Annotated in this window: 9 protein-coding genes; 5 read left to right on the plus strand and 4 right to left on the minus strand. The window is 56.1% G+C overall.

Annotation, left to right across the window (positions count from 1 at the left end):
• The 5 genes from J4D97_RS19345 to J4D97_RS19365 all read left to right on the plus strand — a co-directional run.
• A partial coding sequence (locus J4D97_RS19345) for an MBL fold metallo-hydrolase (protein ID WP_347879370.1) occupies positions 1-978 on the plus strand: 978 nt, incomplete at its 5' end.
• Positions 979-1,009: 31 nt separating this feature from the next.
• Positions 1,010-1,609, plus strand: coding sequence for a pseudouridine synthase (locus J4D97_RS19350; protein ID WP_208309004.1), 600 nt, complete (start codon positions 1,010-1,012; stop codon positions 1,607-1,609).
• Between the two features lie 164 nt (positions 1,610-1,773).
• The gene (locus J4D97_RS19355; protein WP_185281818.1) at positions 1,774-2,235 is read left to right on the plus strand and encodes a cold-shock protein; all 462 of its coding nucleotides are present in this window, start codon (positions 1,774-1,776) and stop codon (positions 2,233-2,235) included.
• An 86-nt stretch (positions 2,236-2,321) separates the two neighbouring features.
• Positions 2,322-3,275, plus strand: coding sequence for a 23S rRNA (adenine(1618)-N(6))-methyltransferase RlmF (rlmF, locus tag J4D97_RS19360; protein WP_208309005.1), 954 nt, complete (start codon positions 2,322-2,324; stop codon positions 3,273-3,275).
• 283 nt (positions 3,276-3,558) lie between these two features.
• A complete protein-coding gene (locus J4D97_RS19365) occupies positions 3,559-5,526 on the plus strand; it encodes a glycosyl hydrolase (protein ID WP_208309006.1) in 1,968 nt (655 codons plus the stop codon).
• Between the two features lie 108 nt (positions 5,527-5,634).
• Here J4D97_RS19365 and J4D97_RS19370 read toward each other — a convergent pair whose 3' ends face one another.
• From J4D97_RS19370 to J4D97_RS19385, 4 genes are all read right to left on the minus strand, one after another.
• Complete coding sequence (locus tag J4D97_RS19370) at positions 5,635-6,420, minus strand: S1/P1 nuclease (RefSeq protein WP_208309007.1); 786 nt, start codon at positions 6,418-6,420, stop codon at positions 5,635-5,637.
• Between the two features lie 82 nt (positions 6,421-6,502).
• Positions 6,503-9,895 carry a TonB-dependent receptor gene (locus J4D97_RS19375; RefSeq protein ID WP_208309008.1) on the minus strand — a complete coding sequence of 1,131 codons (3,393 nt, stop codon included), beginning with the start codon at positions 9,893-9,895 and terminating at the stop codon, positions 6,503-6,505.
• Positions 9,896-10,301: 406 nt separating this feature from the next.
• Positions 10,302-11,708: a dihydrolipoyl dehydrogenase gene (lpdA, locus tag J4D97_RS19380; RefSeq protein ID WP_208309009.1), complete on the minus strand. Its 1,407-nt coding sequence runs from the start codon at positions 11,706-11,708 to the stop codon at positions 10,302-10,304.
• A gap of 81 nt (positions 11,709-11,789) precedes the next feature.
• Positions 11,790-13,454: a M1 family metallopeptidase gene (locus J4D97_RS19385; RefSeq protein WP_208309010.1), complete on the minus strand. Its 1,665-nt coding sequence runs from the start codon at positions 13,452-13,454 to the stop codon at positions 11,790-11,792.
• Between the last annotated feature and the right edge of the window lie 118 nt (positions 13,455-13,572).

Below are 13,572 nucleotides of genomic sequence, written 5' to 3' on the forward strand. Positions count from 1 at the left end.
CCCTACCCTATGCTCTCCAACAACACCAGCCGCGCTCATACTCCTGCTTTACAGCCTATAGTTCCTGGTATCGTGGGGTGGCGTAATGTCTTTGTCAATCTATATTATATAAATGAGCCGGAAGTGGCCGGAATAGGCAGGCCTTGGGTACTACTCGATGCGGGTCTACCCTTGTCGGCAGCGCATATTCAAGAATATGCCATACAGCTATTTGGGCCAGCGAATCCGCCGCAAGCCATTTTACTTACGCATGGACACTTCGACCATGTAGGAGCGCTACCCGATTTGCTGGAAGCGTGGCCTACTGTGCAAGTGTATGCGCACCCGTTGGAGTTGCCTTACCTCACAGGACTTTCATCTTACCCCCCACCCGACCCAACCGTGGGCGGCGGTGGTATGGCCGCTATATCCTTTCTCTACCCTAAAGAGCCATTAGATCTAGGTAGTCGGGTGAAAGCGTTGCCAGACGATGGATCGGTTCCGCATCTGCCGGGGTGGCGCTGGGTGCATACACCGGGGCACACGCCGGGGCACGTGTCATTTTTTCGTGAGAGCGACCGTACGTTATTAGCTGGCGACGCTTTCGTGACGGTGAAAGGTGAATCGGTGGTAGCTACTTGGCAGCAAAAGCAAGAGGTACATGGGCCGCCCGCTTACTTCACGCCTGATTGGGAAGCTGCGCGAGCTTCGGTGGAGTTGCTGGCTGGCTTAGAGCCGGAGGTAGCCGCTACGGGACACGGTATTGCTATGCACGGCAACGAATTGCGCCGCCAACTGCAAGAGCTACGTGACCATTTTCAGACGCAAGCTGTGCCGACAAAGGGGCGCTATGTAGGACACCCGGCTGTGGCCGATGCTTCAGGGGTAGTGTCGGTGCCGCCGCCTGTGATTAGCCCTTGGGTGAAAGGCTTGGTAATAGCCGGCTTGGTAGGTGTTGCGGTGGCCGTGTTGCGCCGCCGCGACAAGGAATCGGGGTAGGAGAACAGCCGAAAGCGCTACCTTGCAGCACATGAGTACGCATCAGCATTTCTTACTTCACAAGCCATTCGGTTACCTCAGCCAGTTTGTATGCGAATTGCGAAAGAAGAAACTGCTGGGGGAGTTGTATGATTTTCCGGCTGGTACTATGGCTATTGGGCGTCTAGACGAGCATAGTGAAGGCTTGCTGCTGCTCACCACCGACGGCCGCATGAGCGAGTATGTGCGTGGCCGGAAGGTAGAGAAGGAATATTATGCTCAGGTGGATGGCCTTATTACCGAAGAAGCGGTAGCCCAACTGCAACAAGGTGTAGAAATCGGTATTCGAGATGTGCGGTACCAAACGCTACCTTGCGCGGTACGGCGCCTCGAAACTGTCCCAGACTTTCCTCCTCGTACCCGTAAAATTCGCGACGACCGCCACGGGCCTACCAGTTGGGTGTCGATTACGGTAACAGAAGGCAAATTCCGGCAGATCCGGAAGATGACGGCGGCGGCAGGGTTTCCTACCTTGCGCTTGGTGCGCGTGCGGGTAGGGGATATATGGCTCGGAGATTTAGCGGCGGGCGAGGTGCGAGAAGTGGTTTCCTTCGCGCTAAGTTGTCAGGAGCCGGAACTGAATAATGGGTAGAACAGGTCTATTTCGGCCTTTCGTAGCTGGTAAACAGGTTAGTAGGTAGTTTCTATAGAGCTCTGCTGAACTTTACCGGAAAGTTACCTGTACTATTGTATTCACGAATACTAATGCTTGGCTTTATCGGCCAACGCATCCACCCTATAAAGCTGGTAAAAGACATGGGTAGATCCCAAGCAACGTTTGGTAAGAAAGAAAACGAAAAGAAACGCCTGAAGAAGCGGCTGGATAAAGCCGAGAAAAAGGAGGAACGCCAAGCCAATGCCCAGAAAGGCCAGAGCCTAGACGAGATGATGGCTTACGTAGATGAGAATGGCAACATTGTAGACACTCCGCCAGATCCGAAGAAGAAGAAAGAAATCAAGACCGAAGACATTCAGATTGGCGTAGTGCGCCGGGAAGACATGGATCCGGCCGATTTGATTCGTACTGGTATTGTAACGTTCTTCAACGAGTCGAAGGGCTACGGTTTCATTAAGGATTCGGAGACGCAAGAAAGCGTATTTGTGCACGCCAACAACCTGCGCAACCCCATCAAGGAGAATGACCGCGTGACCTTTGAAGTGGAAATGGGACCCAAAGGCCCCAGCGCTACCGACGTGAAAGCGGCCGCCGTTGCGTAAATTTACCTCTCGATAAGCCCAAGCGGCTGAAGCTCCTGTGGCTTCAGCCGCTTTCTGTTTCTAGCCCTACCCTCTACGCCTTACTGATGCCGCAGCCGCCTAACGCTACCCCTGCTACCCTGCACCCACGCAACCGCCACCATGGCCGCTACGACTTTGCGCAGCTAGTACACACCGCGCCCGAACTAGCCGCATTTGTCATGGCTACTCCTTCGGGCGATGCTAGCCTGGATTTTGCTGATCCGGCTGCCGTGAAGGCGCTGAACCGGGCGTTGCTGAAGCAATTCTACGGCATGCGGCAGTGGGATATTCCGGCTGGCTACCTGTGCCCGCCCATCCCCGGTCGTGCCGACTATATCCACTACCTCGCTGATTTGCTGGCCGATGGCAATGCGGGCGTTGTGCCCACTGGCAAAGCTGTGCGCGTGCTGGATGTGGGGGTAGGCGCCAATTGCATCTACCCCATCATCGGACACTATGAGTACGGGTGGCGCTTTGTAGGCACCGATGTAGACACAACGGCCCTGCGGGTGGGTAAGCAACTAGTGGCCAGCAACCTTACTCTTACGGGCGCCCTAGAACTCCGGCACCAACCCGACCGCAATTCCATCTTCAGCGGTATACTGAAGCCGCGCGAGGTCTTTGATGCGACAATGTGCAATCCGCCCTTTCATAGCTCGGCAGCTGAGGCCGAAGCCAGCAACCGGCGCAAAGAGCGGAATTTGGGCACGAATCGACAGGCACGGCCTACCCCCAACTTTGGCGGGCAGGGTACAGAACTGTGGTATCCCGGCGGCGAGGCGACTTTTTTGTGGCGCATGGCCGAGGAAAGCGCATTGTTTCGGGAGTCGTGCTATTGGTTTACTACCCTCGTGTCGAAAAAGGAGACCTTGCCGGGCTTGTACAAGTCGCTGCAAAAGCTAGGAGCTACGGAGGTGCGCACCATTCCGATGGCGCAAGGGCATAAGATAAGCCGCATTGTAGCCTGGACGTTTTTGGATGCGGCGCAGCAACAGGCGTGGCGGGAGAAGCGGGGGTAGGAAAGCAGTGTAGAACGAAAAGCGACTGAAGCTTCAGCCGCTTTTCGTTCTACCTGTTCAGCATAAGCAAGGCAGGTATATAGTCTAGTGTATGCTGCACTTGGGATGCCATAGCTGTGCGCCATCATTAGGCAAACAGGCTAAGCTCAAGCGTACCGTTCTGTTCTTCATAAAGAAAGACCACCCTATACGGTGGTCTTTCTTTATTGCAACTATCTTTGAAAAACACCAAGTCTAACCAACTGGTGCTAAACGCCCTACTCCACTACTTCACCTTCCTACTATGCACAAGCTTTACAAGATTTTTCACCGGCAAGCCACGGGATGGCTGCTCGGCGCTGCGGCCTTACTGAGTTGCTGGCCGCAGCAAGCCACTGCGCAAACCAAAAGCGCAAAGCGTGGCATCGCCTACGGCTACCACTCGACTGCCGACATGCAAGCGCTGGCGCCCGGCATCAGTTGGTGGTACAACTGGTATTCCAAGCCCGAAGCTGGGGCGGCAAGTGTCTACACCAACCTAGGCATCGACTACGTGCCGATGCAGTGGGGCCGCGACCTGGACGGAACTCCCTTCACCGCCGACCGATTGTCAGCCAACATTCCGGCCGGGGCCAAGTACTTGTTAGGGTTTAATGAGCCCAACTTCCGTAGTCAGGCCAACCTTACGCCTACCCAGGCCGCCGCCCTGTGGCCTACGCTACAGGAAGTAGCCCGCCGCAAAAACCTCAAGCTGGTGTCGCCGGCGGTAAACTACTGCGGCGACTGTGTAGCGGAAAACGGCACTACCTACTACTCGCCCACGCAATACCTTGATGCTTTCTTCGCCGCCTGCCCCACTTGCCAGGTCGATTATATTGCCGTGCACACCTATGTGTGTGAGGAGCAGTGGCTGCGCGATAAGATTGAGGAGCTGAAGAAGTACGGCAAGCCGATCTGGCTCACCGAGTTTTCGTGCGGTGATATGCCCCAAAACCAGATCACGCTGGATGTGCAGAAGCGCTACCTCACTGCCGCCGTGAATTACCTGGAAAACGAGCCGGCCGTGTTTCGCTACGCCTGGTTTTCGGGCCGAAACAATGAGATACCCAACATCAATTTGCTTGGCGGTGCCTCGGGCCAGCTCACCGAGCTGGGTCAGCTGTACGTGAACCTACCCTTCAGCGGCAGCACACCTACGCCTACCCCTACCCGCCTGACGCCCGTTGCCGCCGTGGCGTCGTCCAGCGAAAATAGTGGCACCACTGCTGCGAAGGCCATTGATGGCAACCTGACTTCCCGCTGGGCCAGCGCCTTCGCCGATCCGCAGTACTTACAACTCGATTTAGGCACGGTGAAGGATATCTCACGGGTCAAGATTAACTGGGAAGCAGCTTACGGCAAAGACTACCAGCTGCAAACCTCGCTTGATGGCTCCTCCTGGACCGCCATTCACTCCGTTATCAACGGCGACGGCAGCATTGACGACATTACCGGCCTGGCTGGCCGGGGCCGTTACCTGCGTATCTACGGCACGCGCCGCGCCACCACCTACGGCTATTCCATCTACGAGGTAGAGGTATATGGGCCTGCCGCTGCTACTTCCACTACCATCAACCTGGAAGCGGAGAGCTACAGCAGCATGTCGGGGGTGCAAACCCAAACTACTACCGACACGGGCGGCGGCCAGAATGTGGGCTACATTGATGCCGGCGACTGGATGGCCTACAGCAATATCACCTTTCCTACCACCGGCACCTACACCATTGAGTACCGCGTGGCCAGTCCCAGCGGCGGCACGCTGTCGTCGGATTTCAACTCGGGCTCGACTCAGCTAGGCAAAGTAACTATTCCGGCTACCGGCGGCTGGCAAACCTGGACCACCGTATCGCAAACGGTGAGCGTGACGGCGGGCACTTACAGCTTCGGCGTATTTGCGCAAACTGGTGGCTGGAACCTCAACTGGATGCGCATTAGCCAAGCTGGCAGCAGCGTAGCAGCCAAAGCAACCGCCACCGCAACCGCTTCCATCACCGCTGCGCCTACCGTGCAGTTGTACCCCAACCCGGTAACCGATAAACTGCACTTAGTTTCTACCCTACCCCTTGCTGGCAGCCAATACCAGATTACCGACGCCTATGGTCTTGTGAATGCCCAAGGCACGCTGAGCAGCAGCAATGAACTTAACGTATCGTCGTTGCGTGCAGGCATGTACACGCTGTTGATTATCACCAAAGACCAACAGAGGACTACCTTGCGCTTGGTAAAAGAGTAAGTCAGACCCCATCAACATGTTGAAAGGCTACCAAAATGGTAGCCTTTCTCATTTACTACCTGCTTTGTGTTTCTATCTCTAGTGTAGAATCATCTACAGGACCACCCTTCAACCACCGTACACCTCATTCAGCACGCCCGCCAGCCGGATGCCGGCTTGCAATAGGCGCTGCTCTACAGTAGGGGCGTATTTGGGGTAGTAAGTATAGTCGAGGTCGGGGTGTTGCTCGGCTTCGGTGAGGAGGGGTTGGCTGAGCTGGTAGGACTCCCAGAACCACGTGGCGGGAACTGCCTGCTGCCACTGCCGCACCTCAGATTTCGTGGCGTGGTCGAGCTGCTGGGCCATTTCCAGGTAGGTAATGGCGGGGTAATCTACTAGGCCTGAGTCCCACACGCTGTGCAGGTTCGACTCCCGTCCCCGAAACTTCACTTTGATCTTGTTGCCGCCGCTGGTTTCGGCCGTGGCGGTGTGCATGGGCTGGTGCACATCGCCCACAATATGCACAATGAATTTTAGCGCAAACACTTTGTCCTCTTTCGAGGTAGCGGGGTCCTTCAGCTTCTGTAGCTGCTCCTGCAAGGCGCGGTAGGCGTTGGGCTTTTCCATCGTAGTGATGGTGCGGATGTACTCATCTTGGCCAAGGCCCACGGGCGTGTTCACGTAGTGCCAAGGCGAGGTATGGGCAAACTCAGGGTAGGGGCGGATTTCATCGGGAAAGGTGCTTACCAACGGCAGCCGCTCGGTACCCAGCAACTGCTGTATCTGGGCGCGGGCTTTCTTGCTGAGGTGGTTTTCGGCAATTTTTCCGATAACGCGGTGGCCCTCTACGCCCCAGGCCAGCAGGCTAAACGGCAGGAAGGCAAGCAGAGCTACCAAAGTGATTTTCTTGTACATGACAGTGGGTTGAGGAAATCTGAAAAGGAGGCACAAAAAAGCCTGCTACCACAGGCAGCAGGCTTTTCTAATTGATTAAGTGTTAGTTGAAAATGTAGCGCAGGCCAATCTGCATGTAGTAGGTAGAGGACAGACTCACGGCGTCGCGGTAGGTGTTGGTCAGCAGTTGACCCGTTACGTTATCGCGGCTCATGCGGAAGGTAGGCCGTGTGCCGTTAGCCGTTAGGGTAGGCGCTAGGCTGTTTGTGTTAGCGGGCTCCAGAATAGCAGCGTTATTGAATGTGCGCTGCTGGAAGCGGCCCCAGCTGTTGTTCAGCAAGTTGCCCACATTGAACACATCGAAGCTCAGCTGTAAGGTATTGCGCTTGCCGCCTATGTCGGTGAAGAGGTCCTGCAGAATTTTCACGTCGAACTGGTTGCGCCAGGGGAAGGTAGCACCATTGCGCTCAGCATACTTGCCTTTGCGCTTGCGCAGGTAATCATCCTGGTCAATGAAAGCAAAGAATGCGTCGCTTTGCTGTTGCGGTGTGAAGAGCGTCTGCTGACTGGCGCCGGTACCCGTGGTGATGGGCACAAAGGTGATTTCCGACGCATCGCGCGGGATATACATCAGGTCGGCATTGGCGCCGTCGCGGTTGAAATCCGACGAGTACAGGTAGGAAGCGCGCCCTTGGCTGGCGCCGTCGTAGAACAACGAAATAGTGGTAGCCAAGTGGCCTAGGTACTCGCGACGATACGACAAGGAACCTACCACGCGGTGGGGTAGGGTGTTACCGTTGTAGCCTAGTGCCAAATTGTTAGCCCCGTTCACCGTAGCCGTTTCCTGCCACGCCGACAGTGGCTGGCTACCACCACCATCAAATAGGTTCTTGGAAGCCGTGTAGGTGTAGGCCACTGAGCCAAACAGCCCGTTGTCGAACTGCTTATCGAGCTTGCCAGTCAGCGAGAAGTAGTACCCACGCGAGGCATTGTCGAGCACAATGGCATTGTAAGCACCGCCGCCAGACGTACCATTGGCCACTGGCTTCCCGTTGATGAGCGGATTGACGTACTTGTTGGTATTAGCGCTGGGGTAGATGATACGATTATCAGGATAGTTACTCACGTACAATGAGCTATTGATGGGCTTAACCAGGTTCGCGTTGCGGAACACGGCCGCATTAATATCGCGGTTCAGAATACCTTCCAGCGTACCCACTACCCCAAAAGGCAGCTTGGCATCCACGGCCAGACTGGATTTCCAAGTCTGCGGGAAGCGGAAATTACGGGCCAGCGACGAGGTGGTGCTCGGAATAACAGTGCCAGCGACGGGCGGCGTGTCGGGGCGGTTGCCGGTGGGGCTGGGGTCGAACCGAATGTCGCCAATGGGGCCGCTGGTACCGGGTGAGGAACCGTAGGTCTGCGTAATCTGGAGCAGGCCTGCATCGCCGGCTTGGCTCACAATCCATACGTAGGGCACACGGCCCGTGAAGATGCCTGTACCACCGCGCAGCTGCAAAGAACGGTCGCCTAGCACGTCGAAGTTGAAGCCTACCCGCGGTGACCACAGCAGTTGGGTCTTGGGCAGGTTAGCCACGTTGATCTGCTCGCCACCGGCAAATGACAGCGGCGTAATCAGCGGGTGCTCAGCCAGCTTGTTGGGGTAGCTGGTCAGGTCTACGCGCAAGCCGGGCGTGATGCGCAGGCGGTCGGTCACGGCAATTTCGTCTTGGGCGTAGACTGAATACTGACCGTACTTAAAGCTGGGGAACTGCTGCGAGTAATCGGCCGAGAGGGGGTAGGTGATACCAAAGTCTACCGGCGCGTTGCCCTGTACAAAGTCGTTCCAGGAAGCAAACGTATAATAGCCGGTGCCGAAGCGCTGGAAGCCGTTCTTCGTCTCGCTCAGGTCTACCTGTGCACCCAGGGTTACGTTGTGGCGACCCAGAATCCAGTTGAAGTCATCTTTGAAGGACAGAATCTTCACGTCGCGCAGGTTGCCGTAGGTGAAGGGCTCGTAGCCAAACGACGTGAACGGCGTACCCTCCTTCAGGATATCCACGAAGGGGAATAGCTGGCTGTCGGAGCTGCGTGGGTCGTTTTGGCGGGTGTAGGTAGCGCGTAGCGTATTGAACTTGTTGTTACCGAAGGTCGAGTTTAACTCAGCCGCCAACGAGTAAAAGTTTGCCTCCTGATAGTAGGTAGCGTTGCGGAAGAACAACGCCGTATTTGCTTGACGGTTGCCGCTACCCGCCACAAAAGCCGGCGGATTTGTACCAGTCGGATCTGGGTTAGGATACGTGTAGTTGCCGAACGGACTACGCGACGTGCTGGGGAAGCTGCTGTTTCGGCTTTCTACCTGACTGTAGCGCACATTCACGCGGTGCTTCTGGCTGATATTCCAGTCCAGGCGACCCAAGATCTTGGTGCGCGGAGCCGTGAAGCTGTAGCCTTGGTAGGGACCGGTTTCGTATCCGTACGTAGTGCGCAGGTAGTTGCTGATCTGGTCCAGTTCGGCGGCCGTGGGGCGGGCTACGTTGGTGCCACTGCCAAAGGGCACGGCATCGGTAGCGGCCACACGCTGCTGGCCGGGAGTGCGGTTTTCTTCGTCCTCAAAGTTGGCGAAGAAGAACAGCTTGTTCTTGATGATGGGGCCACCTAGGCGGAAGCCATACTGATAGAAGCGCTGGTCCTGTAGTACCACGCGCTGGTCGCCTACCTTGTCGCCCTGGTAGTTCTGGTTGCGGTAGTAGCCGTAGACTGAGCCGGAGAAGTCATTGTTCCCTGAACGCGTTACGGCATTAATAGCCGCTCCGGTAAAGCCCGATTGGCGCACGTCAAACGGCGTCACGTTCACCGATATTTCCTCAATGGCATCCAGCGAAATAGGAGCCCCACCAGCTGGTAGATTGCCTCCGGTACCAATACCGAAATTGTTGTTAAAGTCGGAGCCGTCGACGCTGAAATAGTTGGAGCGGTTGCTGCCGCCGCCAATAGCCGTGCCGTTGGCTTGGGGTGTGAGACGAGTGAAGTCGTCGAGCGAGCGGCTGATGGATGGTAGGCGCTGTAGAGCGGTGCGGTCGATATTGGTGATGGCGCCGGTTTTGTCAGCGTTTAGAATAGAGCCGGGGTTGGCCGTCACCGTCACGCCTTGCAGTTCTGTGCCCTCGGCCGTCAGGGTAGCGTTCAGCACATAGGGCTGGCCCAGCGTCAGGCTGATGTCATTGAATGTCTGCTCTTTGTAGCCGATGTAGCTTACCGTCACGGTGTAAGGTCCGCCCACGCGCATATTTTGGATGGTGTAGCGGCCCTCGGCATTGGTAGCCACACCGTATTTGGTGCCGCTGGGCACGTGCGTGGCTTGCACAGTGGCGCCAATAGATGCTTCGCCGCCGCTGTCTTTAATCAGGCCCGTCAGGCTACTGGTCGTAACCTGGGCTTGCAGGCCCAAAGCGGCTAGCAACACGAGTAGCCCCGTCAGTAAAAAATGTCTCATCAGGTGGTGATAAGGGTGAGAAAGGGAAATATAAAAGCGCACGCACTCTCCCACCGGCCACACAAGACCACCCTACCCCTCCGCAGGTAGCGAAATCTATGAACACAGAAAATCTTTTGGTACAGCTGCTATGTGGTAGCCGGATGTAAGCATCACTTTTCCAAATAATTACCTGCGACACAAACTAGAACAGGAAAATGGAACCGTGGAGTTGAGCGTGCACTTTTAAAGCGACAAAACTACAGGCGCACGTTTAAGCCAATGTTACCTCCTGTTTACGATACCTTTATTAAGTTAAATTCATCTTGATTAAAGAATATCCCTTGTAGCTAAACCTACACGCAAAAAGCGGCTGGAGCTCTAGTAGCTCCAGCCGCTTTTTGCGTGTAGGTATGCAAGCGCAGACTTACATATGTATCGCCCGGTTCTCAGTAGCCGCCAGACAAGCTTCTTTCATGGCTTCGGCGTAGGTAGGGTGAGCGTGGCTCATGCGGGCTACGTCCTCGGCCGAGGCGCGGAACTCCATGGCCGTTACGGCTTCGGCAATCAGGTCGGCAATGCGCGGCCCGATCATGTGGACGCCCAAGATTTCGTCGGTTTCCTTATCGGCCAGCACTTTCACGAAGCCGTCGAGGTCCATAGAGGCGCGGGCGCGGCCCGAAGCGCGGAAGGGGAAGTTGCCGGTTTTGTAGGCTTTGCCCTGCTCCTTCAACTGCTCCTCGGTATAGCCTACCCCAGCCACTTCGGGCCAGGTATAGACCACTCCTGGAATGAGTAAATAGTTCACGTGGGGCTTTTGGCCAGCAATGGTTTCGGCCACGAATACGCCTTCTTCCTCAGCCTTGTGGGCCAGCATGGCACCGCGCACCACGTCGCCAATGGCGTAGATGCCGGGCGTGGTGGTTTGCATGTGCTCGTCTACCTTAATGCGGCCGCGCTCTTCCAGCTGCACGCCGGCCGCTTCCAGATTTAGGCCCTGGGTGTAGGGCGCACGGCCCACGGCTACCAGGCAGTAGTCGCCTTCCAGCTTGATTTCCTCACCCTTGGGGTTGGTGGCGGTTACGGTCACGGCGTCGCCTTCGCGGGTGGCGCCGGTTACTTTGTGGCTGAGATAAAACTCAATGCCGATTTTGCCCAAGATGCGCTTCAGCTCCTTGCCAAGGGCGCGGTCCATGGTTGGAATCAGCGAATCCAGGAACTCTACCACCGATACTTTCGCACCCAGACGGGCGTATACAGAAGCCATTTCCAGGCCGATAACGCCACCACCAATCACAATCATGTGCTTAGGCACTTCCCGAATGTTCAGGGCCTCGGTGCTGGTGATGATGCGCTGCTTGTCCTGCTTGATGAAGGGTAGGACAGTAGGCTTGGAACCGGAGGCGATAATCACCTTTTTGGTTTCGATCTGCTGCTCCTCGCCGCCTTCAGTAGGCGTGATTTTGATATGCGTTTTGTCGACAAACGAACCCACGCCCCGCAGCACGTCGATTTTATTCTTCTTCATCAGGAACTGAATGCCGTCGGTGTTGGCTTTCACTACGCCGTTCTTGCGGTCAATCAGTTGGTTCATGTTGATCTGCAAGTCACTCAGCTCAATGCCATGCTCCTTGAAGGTAGTGTGGGCATTATGGTAGTGTTCTGTCGAATCGAGCAGGGCTTTGCTGGGAATGCAGCCTACGTTCAGGCAAGTGCCGCCCAGGGTAGGGTACTTCTCAATAAGGGCGGTTTTCATCCCCAGCTGTGCGCAACGGATGGCAGCCACGTAGCCCCCCGGTCCGGAGCCGATAACAGTAACGTCGTATTGATTCATGATGCGGTGAATTCGTTGGTAGTCAACAAGGGGCGAAGGTACGGAAGAAACCGGAGCCCCCACACGTCAAACGCCGCGCCGTTATTCCATCAGCACCCCCACATAATAATTGAAGGTATCGACCTCTACATTGTCGGGGGTAGCGTCGGGTAGGGCCACGGGTTGCAGACGGGTAGTGGGCGTGATGAACTGGTACTCGCTACCCTTGGTCCGAACGCGCACGGGCATAGTAAACCCGGGTGCATTGGCAATCCAGCGGGCTAGCAGCTGGTTCTGTACCACCCGCATTTCCAGCACGGGTAGGGAAGCATGGCGTAGATATTGGTCGAAAATGGGCGTAAGGTCGCGGCCGGTTTGCTGGTTGAAATAGTTGATGATCTGCGCCGTGGTGACGGTCTGATGGTAGAACGTCTGTCCTAAGCCCCGCAACAGTTGCCGCCACTTGGCGTCGTCGTTGAGAATGGTGCGCAGCATGTTCAGCATGTTGGCGCCTTTGTCGTACATGTCGCTAGAGCCTTCCGTATTCACCCCGTAGGGGCCAATGATGGGCTTGTCGTTCTGAATATTCCGGCGCTGGCCGTGTAGGTATTCCTGACCCGCCTGCTTGCCAAACATCGTTTCTACAAACAACGACTCGGAGTACGTGGTGAACGACTCGTGCACCCACATATCGGCAATATCCCTGGTGGTGATGTTGTTGCCGAACCACTCGTGGCCGCTTTCGTGAATGATGATGAAGTCCCACTTCTCGCCCCAGCCCGTGTTAGAGCGGTCGTTGCCGAGGTAGCCGTTGAGGTACTTGTTGCCGTAGGCCACCGCGCTTTGGTGCTCCATGCCTAAATGCGGCGCGTCGATGAGCTTATAGCCATCCTCATAGAAGGGGTAGGGACCAAACCAGCTTTCCATCGATTTTAGCATGGGCTTCACATTGGCCGCAAACTGCTTTTTGGCTTTTGCCAGGTTTTCGGGTAGCACCCAATAGTCGAGCGTCAGCTTGCCTTTCTCGCCCTGGTAGGTATCGCCGAAGTGCTGAAAATCGCCCACGTTCAGGGCCACATCGTAGTTGTTGATGGGGTTGCGCACGGCCCAGTCGAAGCGAGTAGCGCCGTCTTTCAGGGTAGTAATCTTGCGCAAGCGGCCGTTGGATACGTCTTTCAGGCCTTTGGGCACCGTCACGCTGATCAGCATACTGTCTACCTCATCGGCCTGCTGATCTTTATTAGGCCACCAAATGCTGGCGCCTACCCCCTGGCAGGCCGAAGCTACCCAGGGCTTGCCGGCCGCATCCTGCGCATACACCAGGCCGCCGTCCCAAGGTGCGCGCTCGGCCACGGTAGGCTGGCCGGAGTAATGCACCGTAAATTCCTCGCGGCTACCCTGTTTGATGGATTGTGGGAACGTGACAAACACCGCATTGGCCTCGCGGGTGAACGGCACCGATTTGCCCTTATACTCGACCTTTTCCACTGTTAAGTTGGCAAACAGGTCGAACTGCAAACGCGTGAAGTCCCGCGTGGCCGTGAAGCGGAATAAATTGCTACCGCTCAGAAACCGCTTGGCCGGGTCCAGGCGCACGTCGAGGTGGTAGTAGTTTAGGTCGTAGCAAGTACGCAGGGGGCTATCAATGTTACCACGGAGCGAGTCGGCGCGGGTGAAAGCGGCGGGTTTGGGTTGCAGCAGTTGGGCCGAAGCAGCGCTGGACAGGCTCAGCCCGGCAGCCAGCAGAATACTATGAGAAAGACGCATAGGAGCAAGGTAAGCAAGATTAGGCTGACGGGTGTCATTCCGAGCGCAGCGAGGAATCTGAGAAAAGATATAGCCGCGGCTCCGCCAGATTCTTCCCTACCCTCAGAGTAACTCCTTA

The sequence above is a fragment of the Hymenobacter defluvii genome (assembly GCF_017589435.1).
GTDB lineage: Bacteria > Bacteroidota > Bacteroidia > Cytophagales > Hymenobacteraceae > Hymenobacter > Hymenobacter profundi.

Excerpts from the sequence above, each read along its gene's own strand:
- J4D97_RS19375 (WP_208309008.1), bottom strand. The coding sequence starts at position 9,895 with ATGAGACATTTTTTACTGACGGGGCTACTCGTGTTGCTAGCCGCTTTG.
- J4D97_RS19370 (WP_208309007.1), bottom strand. The coding sequence starts at position 6,420 with ATGTACAAGAAAATCACTTTGGTAGCTCTGCTTGCCTTCCTGCCGTTT.
- rlmF (WP_208309005.1), top strand. The coding sequence starts at position 2,322 with ATGCCGCAGCCGCCTAACGCTACCCCTGCTACCCTGCACCCACGCAAC.
- J4D97_RS19365 (WP_208309006.1), top strand. The coding sequence starts at position 3,559 with ATGCACAAGCTTTACAAGATTTTTCACCGGCAAGCCACGGGATGGCTG.
- lpdA (WP_208309009.1), bottom strand. The coding sequence starts at position 11,708 with ATGAATCAATACGACGTTACTGTTATCGGCTCCGGACCGGGGGGCTAC.
- J4D97_RS19350 (WP_208309004.1), top strand. The coding sequence starts at position 1,010 with ATGAGTACGCATCAGCATTTCTTACTTCACAAGCCATTCGGTTACCTC.
- J4D97_RS19385 (WP_208309010.1), bottom strand. The coding sequence starts at position 13,454 with ATGCGTCTTTCTCATAGTATTCTGCTGGCTGCCGGGCTGAGCCTGTCC.
- J4D97_RS19355 (WP_185281818.1), top strand. The coding sequence starts at position 1,774 with ATGGGTAGATCCCAAGCAACGTTTGGTAAGAAAGAAAACGAAAAGAAA.